At 44.8% G+C, this 18096-nt stretch carries 13 protein-coding genes and 2 pseudogenes; 9 read left to right on the top strand and 6 right to left on the bottom strand.

Annotation, left to right across the window (positions count from 1 at the left end; translation table 11 throughout):
• Positions 1-315 precede the first annotated feature (315 nt).
• The 3 genes and pseudogenes from P364_RS0104615 to P364_RS38070 all read left to right on the top strand — a co-directional run.
• Positions 316-591, top strand: a pseudogene (locus P364_RS0104615) (GNAT family N-acetyltransferase); the annotation flags it as partial.
• A 51-nt stretch (positions 592-642) separates the two neighbouring features.
• Positions 643-822 carry a WXG100 family type VII secretion target gene (locus P364_RS38075; RefSeq protein WP_024628982.1) on the top strand — a complete coding sequence of 60 codons (180 nt, stop codon included), beginning with the start codon at positions 643-645 and terminating at the stop codon, positions 820-822.
• A gap of 165 nt (positions 823-987) precedes the next feature.
• Positions 988-1206 (top strand): hypothetical protein, encoded by a 219-nt coding sequence (locus P364_RS38070; RefSeq protein WP_029880722.1) that lies wholly within the window; start codon positions 988-990, stop codon positions 1204-1206.
• Positions 1207-1410: 204 nt separating this feature from the next.
• On the opposite strand, the pseudogene P364_RS35090 reads toward P364_RS38070, so the two are convergent.
• Positions 1411-2198 (bottom strand): annotated as a pseudogene (locus P364_RS35090) (formate/nitrite transporter family protein).
• Between the two features lie 380 nt (positions 2199-2578).
• Between P364_RS35090 and P364_RS0104590 the strand changes: the two are divergent.
• Together P364_RS0104590 and P364_RS0104585 are read left to right on the top strand one after the other, a co-directional pair.
• Positions 2579-5233: an S-layer homology domain-containing protein gene (locus tag P364_RS0104590; protein ID WP_024628979.1), complete on the top strand. Its 2655-nt coding sequence runs from the start codon at positions 2579-2581 to the stop codon at positions 5231-5233.
• A 40-nt stretch (positions 5234-5273) separates the two neighbouring features.
• On the top strand, positions 5274-9617 hold the full coding sequence (locus P364_RS0104585; RefSeq protein ID WP_024628978.1) for an S-layer homology domain-containing protein: 4344 nt from the start codon (positions 5274-5276) through the stop codon (positions 9615-9617).
• A 210-nt stretch (positions 9618-9827) separates the two neighbouring features.
• On the opposite strand, the gene P364_RS0104580 is transcribed toward P364_RS0104585, so the two are convergent.
• From P364_RS0104580 to P364_RS0104560, 3 genes are all read right to left on the bottom strand, one after another.
• Complete coding sequence (locus tag P364_RS0104580) at positions 9828-10256, bottom strand: hypothetical protein (protein WP_024628977.1); 429 nt, start codon at positions 10254-10256, stop codon at positions 9828-9830.
• 113 nt (positions 10257-10369) lie between these two features.
• Positions 10370-10588, bottom strand: coding sequence for a bacteriocin immunity protein (locus tag P364_RS0104570; protein WP_024628976.1), 219 nt, complete (start codon positions 10586-10588; stop codon positions 10370-10372).
• Between the two features lie 392 nt (positions 10589-10980).
• Positions 10981-11970, bottom strand: a complete 990-nt coding sequence (locus P364_RS0104560; protein WP_024628974.1) for a quinone oxidoreductase family protein — start codon at positions 11968-11970, stop codon at positions 10981-10983.
• A gap of 137 nt (positions 11971-12107) precedes the next feature.
• On the opposite strand from P364_RS0104560, the gene P364_RS0104555 reads away from it, so the two are divergent.
• Genes P364_RS0104555 through P364_RS0104540 form a run of 4 tightly spaced genes read left to right on the top strand, consistent with a single transcriptional unit; the run spans position 12108 to position 15528 of the window.
• Positions 12108-12977, top strand: a complete 870-nt coding sequence (locus P364_RS0104555; protein ID WP_024628973.1) for a LysR family transcriptional regulator — start codon at positions 12108-12110, stop codon at positions 12975-12977.
• A 14-nt stretch (positions 12978-12991) separates the two neighbouring features.
• Positions 12992-14095, top strand: coding sequence for a threonine aldolase family protein (locus P364_RS0104550; protein ID WP_024628972.1), 1104 nt, complete (start codon positions 12992-12994; stop codon positions 14093-14095).
• Between the two features lie 12 nt (positions 14096-14107).
• Positions 14108-14578 carry an SMI1/KNR4 family protein gene (locus P364_RS0104545; protein ID WP_024628971.1) on the top strand — a complete coding sequence of 157 codons (471 nt, stop codon included), beginning with the start codon at positions 14108-14110 and terminating at the stop codon, positions 14576-14578.
• Between the two features lie 32 nt (positions 14579-14610).
• Positions 14611-15528 (top strand): LysR substrate-binding domain-containing protein, encoded by a 918-nt coding sequence (locus tag P364_RS0104540; RefSeq protein WP_024628970.1) that lies wholly within the window; start codon positions 14611-14613, stop codon positions 15526-15528.
• A 31-nt stretch (positions 15529-15559) separates the two neighbouring features.
• Here the strand turns inward: P364_RS0104540 and P364_RS0104535 are convergent, their stop codons facing one another.
• On the bottom strand, positions 15560-16549 hold the full coding sequence (locus P364_RS0104535; protein ID WP_024628969.1) for an aldo/keto reductase family protein: 990 nt from the start codon (positions 16547-16549) through the stop codon (positions 15560-15562).
• Positions 16550-16704: 155 nt separating this feature from the next.
• Positions 16705-17736, bottom strand: a complete 1032-nt coding sequence (locus tag P364_RS0104530) for a PocR ligand-binding domain-containing protein (protein ID WP_024628968.1) — start codon at positions 17734-17736, stop codon at positions 16705-16707.
• Positions 17737-18096: the final 360 nt, after the last annotated feature.

Genomic DNA, 18096 nt, shown 5'->3' with positions numbered 1-18096 from the left:
TGTTGAGATGATGCTGTAGCCAAGTAGTACTCGGTTGGCGAAGTGGAGTGACTTTTGAACAGCAGGCAGCTGAAGCACCCGTCCAAGGTGACTTTAGCTGCCTTTTACTTCTGTTTTTTGGTGAGAAATGCTCAAATAGCAGTGAAAAGTTGACTCAAGATTGGCAATGGTGGGTACAGATTGAGTGTGGGGTATGGTAAAATTTAAATGAAATTACATAAAATTTGATTATTAAACAAGTCCAATCGAAGGATTGAATATTTACATAATCGTTTTCTAGAAAAGGAGAATACGTTGGACATGTTAATCGTTTCACCCGTAGGTTTTATTGGTTTGGATGATAACTTTATCGAGATGTTGTTTATAGATGTCAGCCAGCATGGACAGGGCCTGGGGCGTCTTTTGATTAACCATACCCTTAACATCAAAGGCCGTCACCTCAAGGTGGATGTCAATGAGCAGAATGCTGGAGCAACCCGATTCTACGAGAAAATGGGTTTTGTACACATTGGCCGTTCCGAGTTGGACGGTTCCGGTAATCCGTTTCCGCTTCTGCATCTGGAGATCAACGCAGATCAGGCTGCAAGATAATCGTCGTTAGATCACGATACATATGGGATATGACGAAGAGGAGTGTGCAGGATGACACAGATCAAGGTAACACCGGAGCAACTGGATACAGTCAGTGGGCAATTCGCCCAGGCACATCAGCAATTGTCGGGGTTCATGTCCATATTGGATAGCCAGATCCGTGTCATGCGCAGCCATTGGGACGGAATGGAGCGGGAGCGTTTTTATAACGATTATGCAGGTGAAAAGTGACAAGGGTGAAACGACTAGCATCAGCCTGGATAAACAGGGCAATGTGGTGGATTACAACAAGGATACGAAAAATACGAGTATTGGGAGCAAACCCATACGACCAGTCAAGGAGAGCATCTCTTTGGCAAAGGTGCACAAACGGCTACAGCCTATGGCATCGGCTTATTGTTGACCAGCAAGAGCGGACCTGCCTTTACAGAGCATGCAACAGGGCTAGGCTCCTCCTTTGTTGCGGACAAATTCCTGTTCTCCGTGCCGGAAGAAGGCGAGACACGAACGATGATCTACCGGACCAACAAGGATACGGGCAAAATCGAGAATATGATCGTGGTCACGCGAGGTGACAACGATATTGAATATATTCCGTGGCGGGAGTACAACTAAGCCACGGAGCCAAGCCTTGTAGCCTCCTTCCGGGTACAAGGCAGGTAGAAATGAGGGCTGGCATATAGCGGCCTGCCCATGAATAAACGCCCCCGCAACCTTCATCACAGGATGGAAAGGTTGCGGGGGCGTTTATGGTTTAGCTTACCGCAAGCCACGGTCAGGTGACCGGGCCAGTAAGGAGGATTTTTTTGCCTAAAGATATTAGTGTGTCTCTTCGTCCAGAAACGGTTTGTTCACCGCATAATACATAAAGCCCATCAGCAGCACACCGCCTACCAGATTGCCCAGTGTCACCGGAACCAAATTGTGGATTACGCCGCCGAACGAGATGGTCCCCGAATGGTTCAATACCAACGCAATCGCAAACGTACACATATTGGCGACGCTGTGCTCATACCCCGAGATGAAGAAGCAGAAGACAAAGAGCATCATGGCGAACATTTTCGCACCATTCTCCTTCATGAACATCGGCACAAAGAATGCCAGACATACGAGCCAGTTACACAAAATGCCCCTGAAAAAGAGCTGCATGGCTGGAGCTTCCATCTTGTGCTCTACGACACTCAGCAGAAAACCATTGACCTGAGATGAATCGAACAGTCCCGTCAGATAGATCAACAGAGCAAAGACCGCCGCACCCATCAGATTTCCACTGTAACTTGCAATCCACAGCTTCACCACTTCGAACCATTTCAGTTTCTTGCGCAAGGCGGCATAGGTGTAGTAGAACGTATTTCCAGTGAACAGATCACGCCACCATAAGCGATCAGAATAATTGCCGCGCCGAACGTGAGGGCAGCCATGGGGTATGTAAAAGGGGAATTCTCCATATAAAAGAAGTTACCCGTTTTGAACGCCACGATGACGCCAAACCCGATAAACATGCTGGCGAGCATGGAGCGCGCAAGGTACCTGATTAAGCTTTGTTTGTAAATCTTATGTTTCTTCAGAGCAAGCAGTTCTACGTTTCGTAAACCTTCCGTTTCCATAATTCGCCTCCAATAGCTCAGTTGAATAATTGCATAAAATTACATATCTCACCAAGTTCATTTCATTATAACGAATTTTGAGACAGATACACGTGATTTAAGAAAAAGAATGTAAGAAAGTGCAAGGTTAATTTTATATAAATGATTATTATATGAATTGATATTATTTATTTTTTTATAATTTATTTGCATCTATTTCAATTCATGAACAATTCTTTTTATATTAAACTTTTTTACCCAATGTTAAGAGAAGTGAGGAGAAGGCATTCTTAATAATCGCCTTTTAATTGGGTAATATGTTATTTTTTCTGTTCAGAATTTGTTCAGAAAATCTTGATAAGCTATGTGCCGAAAACGAAGTTTTTGAGGGAGGAACAAGCATGAATCAAGATTGGAAAAAAGTACTGCTGACTTCAATTGTAGTAGGCATGCTGTGGGGAAATCAGATTGTCAATGCAGCTGATCAAACGGGAGGAGCAGCAAATCATATATCATCGGTTTTTACAGATCAAACTGATATCCGTTCCACGTCCCTGAAAGCGGTTCAGGAAGCAGTAAAACAAGGACTAATTGCGGGCTATCCAGATGGATCCTTTCATCCGAAACAACATTTGACTCGGAGGGAAATGGCCGTATTACTGGCTAAAGCATCCCAATTAACGCTTGAAGAATCATCGCAATCGGTTCGAAATAATTCAGATTGGGCCACTCCCTATATTGATGCTATTCGAAAAGTAGGCTGGATGACTGGAGATGCATCCGGTAATTTTCGTGCCAACGATCCAATTCGCAGGGAAGAACTGGCTTCCATTTTGGTAAGAGTCACGGGAGCACAAGGTATAAAGGGTGGCCAACAACAGACAATTTCAGATGAAACGACGGTAAGTGGATGGGCTAAAGAGCAGGTACATACTGCATTGAAGTTGGGATTATTGGAATCAATTGATGGAAGTTTTAAATCCAAGGACTTGATAGAAAGACAAGATATTGCAAAGATTTTGGTCGATATTTTTCAGATGGGTGAGCAAACAGCTTTGTTAACTGAGTTGGATGGAGATATTGCGTATATTGATGGACGCCCGTTTGTAATTGGTAAGGAACTGCAAAGCATTCTGAATGAAAAGAACAAAGAGGCACTACAGAATGCTGTAATCACCTATGATGCACGTACACGTAATCTGTCGTCCTTGTCAGAAATTCAAATTACCCAACCAGGTACGTTTAAAAATCCTGTGACATTGGATTTGAAGAACTCATCCTTCGACGGTGTGTTTTCAGTCTCGGCAGATCACGTTGTTTTGAAAGCAGATGCATTGTCCCAAGTTGTCTTAAAACCCGGAGTCAGTGCAGTGAGCATCGAAGGGGATATTGGGACAATGACTGTTGATACAACTGATAAAATTACCGTTCAGGGGATTGGGACGTGGAAACAGATTTTACTGAAAGATGCGAAGTCTGTTATTCAATTGCCTGAGAGTGTAAAGACAGACAAGGTTATTCTTCCAAAAGGAGGGGCATTAACACAGATTATCCGCAGTACGCCGCCTGTAGCGACATCCTCCAGTAACACGGGGACCAGCAACTCTAATAACGGTTCAGGTGGCTCATCCGGACCATCAACGCCTGAACCAGAACCGCCTGTTGTCATCGTACCTCCATCTCCCGAGAATCAATCGCCCGTTGTTCAATCGCCCATTCCTGATAAGACCGTAATCTTAGGAGATGGAGCACAAGAGATTGAACTGAGCACTGTATTTACGGATGCGAATGAAGATGAATTAAGTTATGAAATTTCAGAAATAGATCCAAGTATCGCTTCTGCTGACATTCAGGGTTCCAAATTAAAAATACAGCCCATTGCTATAGGCAGCACAACGGTTACGGTGAAAGTTAAAGATGGTAAAGGAGGAAGTGAAACAACCTCTTTCCTCTATGTTGTCCATCCTTTTTTCATTCCACCACCAATTCCACCTATTGTAATCCCACCAATCATATTGCCACCAATAAACCATGCTCCCGAAGTGGTGAAAACACTGCAAACGGTTGAAGTTGAATTGGGGGCTGCAAATGATCCGATTGACTTGAAGACTATTTTTTCAGACCCGGATGGTGATGAACTGAATTTCGTTGCAACGTCTTCGGACCAGCAAATTGCGGATGCTGATATTACAGGAAGTATGATGACTCTGAATATCTATTCAATTGGTAGTGCTGAAATCACGGTAACCGCTAAGGACAGTGATAGTGCAGAAGTGGAGAGCAGGTTTAATGTCGAGGTCAAAGCACCTGTAGTTGTTAATCATAAACCCACGGTTGCAAGGCAGATTCCCAAGCTGGATGTAATTTTGGGGGAAATTAACGATACGGTTAACCTGGCTGGAGTGTTCGAAGATTCAGATGGAGACGATCTGACTTATACGGCAGAATCTTCGGATCCGAATGTAGTAGATACAAGTGTGCAAGGGGATACATTGACGTTGGAATTCAAGGACGTTATTGGTTCTGCTACAGTTACGGTCAAAGCTAAAGATCCTGATGGTGAAGAAGCTGAGACTACATTTACGGTTAACGTGGAAGATCCGGATGCGGGCAAAGGATTGTTTATTTCCGAGGTAGTATGGGGTGAGGAGTTCAATCAGGCAATTGAGTTGTATAATCCCACATCCAAACCACTTAATGGAGGAGATATCATGATTGTACGCAGTGATTCCAGTACTCCCATTACACTGGACTCAGGCACAATGATTCCATCCAATAGTACTTTGGTTCTCGCAGAAGAGTTTAGTGAATTTACAGATGAAGATTATTATTATTTGATTTTGGATCTGGTTGGAAATTCGGAACCGATAACACTGACGCTATATTACAAAGGGGAAATCATGGATACGGCAGTTATTGTACCTGCTCAATCTTTGACAAGAAAATGGGATACCGTTCAAGGTGACAAGGTTATTTATGAGCCATCCGAATGGAGCAATATTGGAGAAAATAATTATGGTGATTTGGGCAAGTTTGAATCGTTAATCACTCCTTAATTTCGTTTAACTTAACACCAGATACAGAAGGAGAATACTGATGCGAAAAATGCAAAGAACAGCACAACTAGCCATGATTGCATTGCTTCTAAGCAATGCTGTTCCAGTTGCTGCACAGAGTCGGGATTCGGCAGGTCAAACGTTAACCTCATCCAGCATATCTACAGACTATAATACTACAAATCAAAATCAATTAAACGATTCAATGGATAAGGCTGTAACCATGGGTTTCATCAAAGGCGATCCGGACGGTAACCTTCGAGCTGATGATCCGATTACCCGTCAGGAACTGGCAGTTGTTCTTGCACAGGCTCTTGGATTAACAACAAGTAAAAATGTTTCAGCGCCATTTGCAGATGTGAAATCAACTAGCTGGTCAGCCCCTTCCATTCAAGCGGTAAAGAAAGCTGGTCTTTTGCAAGGAGATGCAAAAGGATATTTCCATCCAGGGGCAGAGATTACCGGACAGGAACTGGTGACCGTCTTGGTAAGAGCAACGGCTTATCCTAAACAAGGCAATCAAATAGAGTCGCTTCCTTCGGAATGGAAAGGGGCAAGTGCGTGGGCGGCTCCTTATATCCAAGCTGCTGAGAAGGCTAACCTTCTAAGTGAATATCAGGGAGATAATAAAGTTAAACAAGGTCTTGTTCGGGGCGAAGCCATAGGTATGATGTTGTCAGCCATCTTCCCAGAAACCCGCCTGTCTGTGGTTCAGTCAATCCATGGAAGCCACGTTCAGAGCAACGGAGTTGTCTATCAGATATCTGATCAAGTGGCAGGTCTTCTGAATGAACGTAACAAGGCTGTACTTGATCAGGCTGGAATACAGTTTAAGAGCCAAGATCATACAATTACCGAAATTAACGCCTTGGAAATTAGAAAAGGCGGAAAATCAGCACAGACAGGAGAGGCAGAATTCAGCCGTAATCTGTTATTGAATGCTGGGGAAACAACATTGAATGGAGATCTGACGATTAAGGCGGACTTCACCTCGGTACAAGGGCTTAAGATCAAAGGCAAACTGACGATAGCCCCAGAGATGGAACATGACTTTTATGCCAAAAATATAAAAGTAGAACAATCTATTTCAGTTCAGGGTGGCGACAGCAATACCGTTGTGTTCGAAGACTCTGTTCTAAACAATGTGAATATAAATAAAAAGGATGTACATGTAGTGCTCTCGGGCAGTACGAATGCTCAAGAGGTTAGCATTGAATCCGACAGTAAGCTTAAAATTGCAGATACGGCTGAGTTGTCCTTGTTAAATATTGTAGATGGCGCCAGCAAGGTGGAGTTACAGGGAACTGTAGATACGGTCAAGCTGAGTACGTCCCAGCCTCTGCAGCTTAACGGCAATGTCACACTACAACAACTAACGATAGATGGTGGAGGGACTATTAGTCTTAATGCAGCAGGCACTGTTCAACAACTTCAGGTCAATAATGCAATAGCACAGGTTAATGTAACAGGAAATATTAAGGTTGCCGAGGTTTCCCTGGCTGCTGGAGTACCATCTTCGGCCGTAAGTGGAAACACTGGAACAGTAACTTCGAATGCGGCATCTTCTTCGTCAGGTGGTGCGGGAGGGGGCGAAACGACTCCTGTTGCTGCCAATCGGTCACCTGAACTGCTGAAGCCATTTGAAAATCGCAAGTTTACGGCAAATGGTCAGGGTACGACGCTAAACCTCAACGACTATGTGACTGATCCAGATGGTGATCCAATAACGTATACGGTTGCTTCGTCCAAATCCTCAGTGGCTAAGGTTGTGATTAGTGGATCCAATCTCGAAGTTATACCATTGGAACATGGCACAGCCACCATAACCGTGTCCTCAAATGATGGTCGTGGCAAAAGGTTGAGATCCACATTTGAAGTCCTTGTAAATGCCCCTCCGCTCGCATCGCCTATTCCTGATCAAGAGTTAATAGCAGAGTCAGGCAACAAGGATGTCGATCTCATGGTCTATGTTATGGATGATGAGAAATATGAATCGGAGTTGCTTTACAGTGTAACGAATAGTGCCCCGGAAATCGTGGATACGGAGATCGTAAAATCGGAATATGGGCAATCTGTACTGAGGTTAACGCCTAAAATGGCGGGAGAAGTTGTTCTTAAAATCAAAGTGGATGATGGGCAAATCGCAGATGATGGCAGTACGGGTGTTACAGAACTCGACATGAGGGTTGTTGTTCTTCCGCCACTCAATCGTGCGCCTGTGGGAGAAGCTCCATCGAAAATAGACGTCTATCTGGGTGATGACATCCCTGTAGTGAAACTGAACGAGCAATATACTGATCCAGATGGTGATGCTTTAACGTATACAGCAGCTTCATCCAATTCACATGGGGTTACTGTGGAGGAAAATGCAGGTGAGTTGAAGTTAACTGCTCTTCAACTTGGAACTTATACGATATCGTATTCCGTAAATGACGGCAAGGGTGGAATAACAAGTGGAACATTTGATATCAATGTAAATCCTATACCGAATTTGAATCCGATAGGACAGTCACCTGGTTGGATTAACGTATATTTGGGTTTCCTAACAGATCGAATTCCATCTGTTAACTTAAATGATTATTATAGTGATCCAGACGGTGACCCACTTACATTCAGCGCCAGTTCATCTGATCCGGATGGATTGATAGTGGAAGAAAATTCCGGAGTACTGAATTTCACTGCTTTGAAATTTGGAGAATATACCATTCACTTTTTGGTAGACGATGGTAGGGGCGGTTCCATACTAAATGCATTTCAGATAAGCGTTAATCCTAAACCTAATGTTTCTCCAGTTCTTACGAGTAATCTACCTGCTCAAACGTTGTTTCTGGGTAAGGAGGATACTGTCATTGATCTCTCACAATATTTTAGTGATCCTGACGGAGATGTATTAGAGTTTCAAACGCCAATTGACTTTAATCATTTCCTGATCGCAGAGATGGGCATTCAAGAAAACAAGCTGATTATTCATCCCAAGCAAGTTGGTAAATTTCAAGCTATCATTAAAGCAAAAGATATATATGGCAAAGAGGCAACAGCTTCTATTGATATAGAGGTCATAGAATCAGGAAGCGTTGGTTCGATCCCGGATCAAACCGTAACGTGGCCTTGGTCGACTTTGGATATAGATCTTACTCCGTACCTGTTGAATTTTGACATAAGTACTTTAACGATTAATGCCTCTTCTGGAGACGTCAATATTGCGGGAGTTTCTACCGCTGGTTCAAAGGTATCTGTCGCTCCAGTTGCTGAAGGACAGACGACCGTGACGTTCTCGGTTTATGATCAGACTGGACGAAGCGAGCAAGCGTCTTTTGGCTTGACCATACAAGGCGAGCCCACTGGCCCTAATTTATCACCACAGGTTGTAAGCAGCATTTACGAACAAGTGTTAACGCCAACGGTAACGAATGATCGTACGTTTGATCTGAGTCAATTGTTCAGTGATCCAGATGGAGATGCGTTACAATTTGCAATCAGCAGCAGTTCGAGCGAAGCAGTTAATGCAAGCATTAATGGTAGCCTGTTAACATTGAAACCGGGAACAGGTAATGCAGTAGCTCCATTAACCTTGACGGCGAAGGATGGAAAAGGTGGAGAGGTCGATTACACCTTTAATGTTCGTACAGCCTCACTGGTTAGTGGAGGGGTGGTGCAGATTAATACGAAGTCCGGGGTTAAGGATGCTCTGAACTATTCGACTTCGAATGCGTTCCCGGGACAGACGAGTTTCAAGGTATACAGCGGTACGCCAGATTCGACGTTTACAGGACCGAATACGATCAATGGGACGCAAATTCCTTTAACTGTATCTCCGTTGTTATTCTGGATTATCGGGAATGATGGTAGAGCGCTGGTAGTGCAAGTGAACTCGCTAGCACAAGGTTCACCGGAATTATTTTTCTCCCAGTATATGGATGCGGGAGATGGACGCAGTGTTGTCCAACTGTACTATACTGGAGACGGTGATCCGTCTCATAAGGCAACAGGTTATCAAGTGGACGTATATCAGTGGATGAAAAAGACGTCAACAATGAAAGTAACTACGAAGAATGTATTCGATCTCTATCCTAACGTAGCTTATATTTATATCAATACTATTTTCTATGACTTCTTTGATATTACGAACGCCACTTACTATAATGATGAACTGGATTTGTATAACCCGAATGAATATAATGTCGTTGCTCTTGTTCTTAAAAAAGACGGCCGAATTGTCGATATGTTGGGTGATCCTAATTCACATGATCAGTTCATGCCAGCTGGTGGAACTTTTGTCCGCAAACGTGGAATTTTTACGGGTTCACAACAGTTTTCATTGACAGGTGAATGGAATGAGTTTCCTAAAGGGACCCTTCAATATGTTAGTTCCCATACTCCGTAGATTGTGGGGTATCAAGCCCGTTTGCCGTAATCATTAGTGCGTTTCAATAACAACGAAGAAACCTCCGTACTCCGAATAAGAGTATGGAGGTATTTTATTTAACGGGATAAGGATACATACAGCACCTGAGAATTTCTAACTACTGCTCACATTTATTGCACTGATCTAGATTAGGTTCATGTATACGAGAACGGTCGTCACGTTTGTTCATTAAGTGTCACGTCCTTGTTTCGAATGCAGAACCCGCTTCGCGGAAGAGCCAAAATCAGGATCGGATTGAAGCGATTCTAGCGCGGACTTGGCACCAGAAACATGTTGATGTGCAACAAGAATAGCAAAGGCCGCTCCTTTAACCAAAATATAGGCATCCCCCTCCAAAACCTCCTGAGCCAACTTGATCTCGGCCTCGGTAATAGGCAATAAGGAGAGAGTTTGCAAGACATAATTCTGTACATCCTCATCTTCTTCTGAATCACGAACAAGTTGCGCGGCAGCATGAAGGATTTCCTCCAGAAGATCAGAGGTGCCTGCCATGCCAAGAGCACGCCAGGCTTCAATACGTACCAGATCTTCTTCGTGAGAATTGATGCCAATAGCGAGAATTTGCTGAGTAAGGTGGTTATCCGTTAGCTCGATCAAGTCACGAAGGGCCTGTAGTTTTTCTTCTCTACTGACTGTAGCAAAATCGGGCTTTTATTGTTGTTGTTGGGATTCATATCAGACATATTCAATCATTCACCTCCTGAAGTATGTTAGGGCTGGGGCGGAAGAATGATCGGACGAGCAGCCAGTGCTTCTTCCACGATCTGTTCGGGCGTCAGGTCCCGATCATCCCAGTAAATCAGATTACTGATCTCCGCGTAAGGCAATTGCTGCTGTAGCTCGGTTAGCATGTCATCCAGTTCATCTTCGGTTCCTTCGGCATTCATCAGTTTGCGAACCCATTCTACCAAATTCAAATGGTTGGACATATTGATACCTCCTGAATGATTAATAGAGTGAACAATCTAGTCTGTCATGGGCTGATCCAGTGGGTCATACGTAACGATCACCGGTAAAAATTTGGGCTCAAGCATCAGGCTAATGAGCTTTTCGTCTTGGTCAGCATAAGAAATAAAATAGTTTCCAAAATGAGACTCATAGATAAAATCCCTGAATTGAAAGGACCGTTCGGGGTACTTTATGTTCACATATAATGTTGTTACCCCTCTGGCCAAGGTTTCTTTTAACATAGGAATTTGGGCCAGCAGCATAATAGCAACAAGAACAATGGCTGTACGTTTAGCGAGACGGGTCAGATGGATTCACCCCATTATCGTAAAATTATTTTACCAAGTCATGAAGACCCATCTAAAATCTGTTGTCACTCCACGAGTATAGCAAGATTGCCAAACTGCTCTCCCTTTTCCATACGTTCGAATGCTTTCGCTGTGTCCTGTAGCGGATATATGCCATCGATTACAGGATGTATATTATGTTGCTCCACCCATTGCAGCATCTGGATAAACTCTTCGCGGCTGCCCATGGAGGTGCCAAGAAGGCTAACTTGCGGGAAAAAGATCGAGCGAATCGGAATATTCAGATCATCTCCCGAGCTTGCACCATACATCACGATACGTCCACCTGGTCTGATTATATCAAAATATTTCGGGAACATGGCTTGTCCGATGCTATCCAAGATGATGTCAACAGGTTCCAGATCGTTCTGCAAACTCCAATCCGCATGGCTATCCAATGCCCGGGCAGCGCCCAAGCGCAGAGCCTCATGTCTCTTGGCTTCACTTCTGGATGTAACGGTTACTTTCGCACCAGCGGCTACAGCCATGAGCAGGGCATATGTCGCTACACCGCCCCCGACGCCGGAAATAAGGATATGTTCACCCTGCTTAAGTCCGCCACGAGGGAATAAGGCGCGGTATGCTGTCAGAGCCGAAAGGGACAACACCCCTGCTTCCGCCCATGATAGATGAGAGGGTTTGGGTAAGGCATTTCTGGCAGGCAGCGTAATATATTGTGCGAGAGTTCCATCCGTAGGGCCTCCCACAATATCGGGTACGAGAGGTACGTCAGCTGCATGCTCCCAACCGAGAGTAGGGTGGATAATGACCTCATCACCTACAGATAAGCCTTCTACACCTTCTCCAATCGCTATGATTACTCCTGCTCCATCGGAACCAAGAATGAGCGGTGTGTCCTGATATTTACGTCCTGCCATGATGAACAGATCACGATGATTAATTCCAGCGGCTTTTAGTTGGATCTGAACTTCCCCGGCTTGCGGTGCCCGAGATGTTGAATCTGTATATTGAAGACCTTCAAGGCCGCTTTGGCCGGCATGTATAATCGCTTTCATTTTCAAAATTCCTCCCTGACTATATAAAAAATTTACTACTGAGCCTCATTGTACAGATGGGTCAGATTCACGTAAAATGAACAAAAATGAATGTCACTATCAATTCAGATTATAGATAACAAGCAGGTGATCAGGGCATGGATGCCGGAGATTTGAAAATATTTCAGGCGGTTGCCCGCGAAGGCAGTATTAGCAAAGCCGCATTAGCGCTGAATTATGTGCAATCCAATGTAACAACACGAATCAAACAGCTGGAAGATCAGCTGCAAGTGCCACTGTTCCATCGTTCCAACCGGGGCATGTCGCTCACACCAGCGGGTGAGAATTTACTGGGATATGCGGATAAAATATTACATTTGTTATATGAAGCGGAGCAGGCAACGCAGAACGGGAGTCCACCTGCAGGGGTGCTTCGTCTTGGCGCAATTGAGACAGCAGCCTCCAATTTTCTGACGCCGATGCTCGCTGAATACCGTTTATGTTACCCCGAGGTCCAGCATTCGCTAATTACAGGTGGTACACATGAACTGAATCAGCAGGTCATTCAACATGAGCTGCATGGGGCTTTAATATATGGCCCGGTCGACCACCCTGAGCTGAGTTATATGAAAGTGTACGACGATGAATTGGTATTGATTGCCGAACCCGGAACCCACGAATTGCATGATTTATTGCGCAAACCGATGTTGTTTTTTGAAGTAGGCTGTACCCATCGCGATCAGGCAGAAGCCTTTTTGAAAGATCAAGGCGTACACACCCTCAATGTCACGGAATACGGAACACTGCACACCATTATGAATGGCGTATCTGCCGGGTTGGGTGTGTCATTGCTCCCACGCTCCTCGGTTTCCAAAGCAGAACATAGAGGCGAGGTTACAGTGTTATCTTTGCCTGATCCGTATCGCAGGTTGGAAGTAGGGTTTGTCTACTCACGGAGTGAGCATCTATCCGGAGCACTGGATGCATTGGTACAGATGATAATGAAAAAAGAATCAGAACAACAATAAAGGAGTGAATAACCTTGAAAGATACAGAGTTAACGTTAGCGGAAGCATTTGGTCAGGCGGAGTTTATTATAGGCGGCCATGGCAGCCGTAAAGTCAAAGTGCTTCAGGAAGTGCTGGCGCATGTGGATGGGGAACAATATAGTGATCATTATGGCAACGGCGAAATTATTGATCAATTCCAGCAGCAGATGGCTGACGTTCTGGGCAAGGAAGCGGCTGTATTTTTCCCCAGTGGTACGATGGCACAGCAAATTGCGCTGCGTATCTGGTGTGACCGCAAAGGCATCAAGCGGGTAGCCTACCACCCTTTATCTCATCTGGAAATCCATGAGGAAGACGGACTGAAGGAGCTGCACCAGATTGAATCCATTTTGCTGGCGGACGAGGACCGATTGATTCGAATGGAAGATGTAGAGGGGATCGATGAGGAGATTTCCTGTCTGCTGCTAGAACTGCCTCAACGCGAGATTGGAGGACAATTACCTGCGTATGAAGAGTTGGAGGCAATCTCATCCTATTGTCGTGAACGTGGAATCAAGCTTCATCTGGACGGGGCACGCCTGTTCGAAATCTCGCCTTATTATCAGAAGACAGCAGCCGAAATTTGCAGTCTGTTTGATAGTGTCTATGTGTCGTTTTACAAAGGCATTGGTGGTATTGCAGGGGCCATATTGGCAGGGGATACGGATGTTATGCAAGAATCAAAAATATGGAAACGGCGTCACGGCGGCGATCTGATCGGGTTGTATCCGTATATCCTCAGTTCTCAGTATTATTTCAATGAACGGATTGGCAAAATGGGGCTTTATTATGAGCAGGCCAAGGAACTGGCTTCCTTGTTAAATGCGTGTCACGGTATACGTACGTTGCCAGAAGTGCCTGTCTCCAATATGTTTCACGTACATATTCTGTTGGCCCAAGCCGAAGTGGAGCGTATCCTGGCATCCATGGCTCAGCAATTCGACATAGGGATTACTTCATATTTGCAACAGACCAGTGATCACAGCTGTGCTTTTGAACTCTCAACGGGAGATCGTTATCCGAATGTACCCAAGGACATGCTGCGTTCAGCGCTGGAATGGCTGGATGGAGAGCTGCGGAAACATGTGAAATATTAAGGAGGAATACGAGTGAAGCTTACGGAAATGGAACCGATTCGTGAACTTTTGGTGAGAGCTTACGATACAACTATGGGAAAAGGCTGTACTCCAGAAACGCAACAGAGTATGGAGGATTTTGAGCAAAAGAATAACGTAAATTTGCCCGCAGCCTATCGCGAGCTCTTGCTTGAATTTGGTGCTTGCAACTTTGGTGATCCTGCCTTGTATTCGGTAAAAGAATTGAATTGGGCATATCCTGAGTTCCTGGATGTGTATCGTGAATATCAGAAGGAATACGAGTTGCCCGCTGAACTAAGACCATTTCCCATTGGTGGATTTGGCGAAGGAAGCATCGCTATACTGGATCAGACTTCCGGCAAAGTACTGATGTTGATCCACGATGCGGGTGAACAACCTATCCGGGAGATTGCCGTGGACTTTATTGAATTGATGACGATGCTGGCTGAATCAGCCATCTGGGTTCAGGAACAAATGAAGTAATAGGCTAGTTGGAAGGGACGGACACCAGACGTATGGATATTCGAAAATTACGATACTTTATCACCGTGGCGGAAGAGCTTCATTTCCACCGTGCAGCAGAGAAATTAAATATGACGCAGCCGCCACTGACCCAACAGATTCAGAATCTGGAAGAAGAGCTGGGCGTGAAACTGTTGGAACGCACCAAAAAAATGGTTCGCCTCACACCGGCCGGTGCCGTGTTTCTGGAACAGGCAAGGCTGATCATGGCCCAACTTGAACGATCCATCCAGCTTACACAGAAGGCTGACCAGGGGATCATTGGACATTTAACAGTAGGTTTTGTAGATTCAGCTTCGGGGAGCATTATGGTCGAAGTGCTGAGAAAGTTCCGAGCGGCGTACCCGAAGATTGAACTAACCTTGTGTGAGATGACCTCTTCCGAACAATTGCTGGCACTGGAAGATGGACAGATCCATATTGGATTTCTGCGATATCAGGATCATACCCGATCTGTGTCGTTCAGGGTCTGTCAGTCGGAAACATTAATAGCTGTGCTGCCGGACCATCATCCTTTAGCTTCACAGACTCAGGTGTCGATAACCGAGCTAAAAGACGAGGATTTTATTTTATTCCCACGGCATCTGGGTTCTCCATTCCATCGTCTTGTTCTGGATTATTGCAGAGAGCATGGCGTAGATCCTCGTATTACACAGGAAGCCATTCAGATGTACACCATTGTGAATCTCGTTGCAGCGGGCATGGGGATTTCGATTGTTCCTTCTTCGGTAGACGTGTTCCAACGAAAGGGTGTGGTGTTTCTCCCATTAACAGAAAATCCGCCCTCCGTACCGTTGTACACGGCATGGCGGACGGACGTGAACCAGGAAGTCATCTCACGCTTTATGAAAATTGTAGACGACGTAGTGGAAGTAAAAGACATCTTCTTAATTTTGAGCATATCTTATTGAATCAATTTGCAGAAGACTCTCAAAGTGGAAGTCACCCTGTCCGGGCAGGGTCTCTCTCAATCCATTCGCCCAATATTTCATCAATGCGGGACAAGATGCCCCGATCCAGTTGAACACCAGAGGCTTTCACATTCTCAAAGACTTGCTCAGGACGGGATGCACCAATGATGACGGATGACACATACGGATGCTGGAGAACCCAGGCAACAGCGAGTTGAGGGAGTGTCAGATCTGTCTCTTTCGCCAATGGAACAAGCTGCTGCACAGCTGTCAGAACATCGTCACGTAACCACCGGCCAGCCAGATTGTTGAAAAAGGGTGCTCCAGCCTCGGCCGCTGCACGTGATCCAGCTGGAAGCTCTTCGTTCGGAATATATTTACCAGATAGTATGCCCTGAGCCAGGGGAGACCATGTAATCTGGCCAAGACCTGCTTGCATACTTGCTGGCACAACTTCCTGCTCAATCACACGCCATAACATTGAATACTGTGGTTGGCTCGCAATAAAGGGAACGCGAAGCTCCTTAGCTAATGCGGAACCTTGTGCAATCTGAGCAGCAGTCCATTCACTAACTCCAATATAGTGAACCTTGCCTTGACGAACCAGATCCGCAAACGCAAGAAATGTCTCTTCCAGTGGAGTATGTGGATCATAACGGTGAGCGTAATACACATCAATATAATCCGTTTGTAATCTACGCAATGAAGCGTTGCAGGCTTCCATGATATGTTTGCGGGAAAGTCCTCTATCATTGTGACCTGAGCCGGTTGGATGACAGACTTTGGTGCAAAGTTCAATACTCTCTCTGCGTATCTCCTTAAGTGCTTGTCCCAGCACGGTTTCTGCCTTGGTATTGGAATAGACGTCTGCTGTATCAAATGTCGTGATGCCAGCCTCCAAAGCAGCCCGGACACAAGCTTTCGCTGTTCCATCATCCACTTGTGCCCCATGTGTGATCCAGTTGCCCAGTGAAATTTCACTGACGGTTAGACCGCTCTTTCCCAATTTGCGATATTCCATTTGTGACGCCTCCCTAAGTAATCTGGACTCCATTGTAGCAATGGCAGATTAATAGGTGAAATATCTTTTAACCCCATCTTTGATACGAAAAAGATATCACTGGATTCTTTCTGGGTAACTTTTCCTGGTTAACAAAAGCTTATGGTTATACTCGCTCATTGCTCCTGCATGTATTTGCGATAGAGGGCAGGCGTAATCTCCTCAAACTTTTTGAATATTTTGATAAAATACCCCGATTCATTGAACCCCAGTTCATCGCTAATCTGTGACACGGGCATGTCCGTAACTTCCAGCAATTGCTTCGCCCATTTGATTTTGAGCCGTGCAATATAGGTTGTGAAGTTCTCACCCGTCTCCTTGGCAAACAGCCTGCTAAAATAACTTGGACTCAGGTGGCACAGATCGGCCATTTGTTTAAGCGAGACTTGCTCACTCTTGTGACTGTGAATGTATTCAAAAGCAGGTTGGAGCACCAGGTTGGAGCTTTCCGTTTCACTTGGACTGTTTTTGAGATAGGCATCCGCAATCGCATTGGTCATTTCTTTTTTGATCGACTCAATATTTCGGATGGAGTATCCAGGCAAAATGGTGGACAGGTTCAGAGACTCCTGATTCCCCGAAGCTTTCTCGAACATCTCCACCAGCAAATTTTTGTTGAGCGCTTCCTCGACAATGTAGTTACAGAGTAAAGAAAGCATGTTGGAAATTTTCACAACCTCTTCATAGGTCATGACAGGCAGTTGGTCATAATCGTCCTGTAATTCTTTTAGCTTCGCAGCATGCATAGGCACGTTCTTGGACGTGACGATCTGTTCTAGATCCGTCCCTTTCTCCGGGTCAGCGAGCTTCACTTGTCCTGCCATTACGGCGCCGATATATTTGCCATCGATCGTGATTGGAATCGCGATGTCTACGATATTGAAATGGCACAAGTAGACATAAGGCTCATTCAAGCGAACGGCTTCCAGACCCCCTCTAGAATCACATTTCTGGCAGTAGGGGAGCAGATCGGGATCTTTGCGTACATTTTGGCAAAACGCCTGGCAGCTGCTATGACTCGTTACGGGAATGCCTTTATAGTCGACGGTTAGAATAGCCAGCTTGGTCACGGTGGCAAGAGAATCCTGTAGACGCTTCCATTTATTCAGGTCGAGGATTTTATTAATATGCAGATATTCTTTAATCATGGGTGAACCTCCATAGCTAACCTGATGAATGATTACGTTCGTTAAAAGTTAGCAAGTTGTACATATTAAGATGAGTTCATGACGGGTAATGTATAGATGATGTCAAAATTCACCCATCTCATGACAATAAGATACCATGATTCCGTTGAAAAGCAAAAAATTACGATTGCAAATTATAATAATTTGTTATCAAAGTCCACTGTAACCCGTACATGCATGAGTTATATTTAGATTTAATTGAGAGTATTTAAAATTTAATGTATAAGTTCATCCAAGAATTACATCAGGTGGCCTTGTTGAAGGCATGTCGGTAATTGATACCTTTAACGAACTTATTTCATCCATAGGAGGCATATCATT

It is taken from the genome of Paenibacillus sp. MAEPY2 (genome assembly GCF_000499205.1).
Taxonomy (GTDB): domain Bacteria; phylum Bacillota; class Bacilli; order Paenibacillales; family Paenibacillaceae; genus Paenibacillus; species Paenibacillus vandeheii.
This window is presented reverse-complemented; position numbering and strand designations above follow the sequence as displayed.

What these genes read in the sequence shown, in the direction of transcription:
- P364_RS38075 (WP_024628982.1), top strand. Translation starts at nt 643, where the DNA reads ATGACACAGATCAAGGTAACACCGGAGCAACTGGATACAGTCAGTGGG.
- P364_RS0104590 (WP_024628979.1), top strand. Translation starts at nt 2,579, where the DNA reads ATGAATCAAGATTGGAAAAAAGTACTGCTGACTTCAATTGTAGTAGGC.
- P364_RS0104585 (WP_024628978.1), top strand. Translation starts at nt 5,274, where the DNA reads ATGCGAAAAATGCAAAGAACAGCACAACTAGCCATGATTGCATTGCTT.
- P364_RS0104570 (WP_024628976.1), bottom strand. Translation starts at nt 10,588, where the DNA reads ATGTCCAACCATTTGAATTTGGTAGAATGGGTTCGCAAACTGATGAAT.
- P364_RS0104560 (WP_024628974.1), bottom strand. Translation starts at nt 11,970, where the DNA reads ATGAAAGCGATTATACATGCCGGCCAAAGCGGCCTTGAAGGTCTTCAA.
- P364_RS0104555 (WP_024628973.1), top strand. Translation starts at nt 12,108, where the DNA reads ATGGATGCCGGAGATTTGAAAATATTTCAGGCGGTTGCCCGCGAAGGC.
- P364_RS0104540 (WP_024628970.1), top strand. Translation starts at nt 14,611, where the DNA reads ATGGATATTCGAAAATTACGATACTTTATCACCGTGGCGGAAGAGCTT.
- P364_RS0104535 (WP_024628969.1), bottom strand. Translation starts at nt 16,549, where the DNA reads ATGGAATATCGCAAATTGGGAAAGAGCGGTCTAACCGTCAGTGAAATT.
- P364_RS0104530 (WP_024628968.1), bottom strand. Translation starts at nt 17,736, where the DNA reads ATGATTAAAGAATATCTGCATATTAATAAAATCCTCGACCTGAATAAA.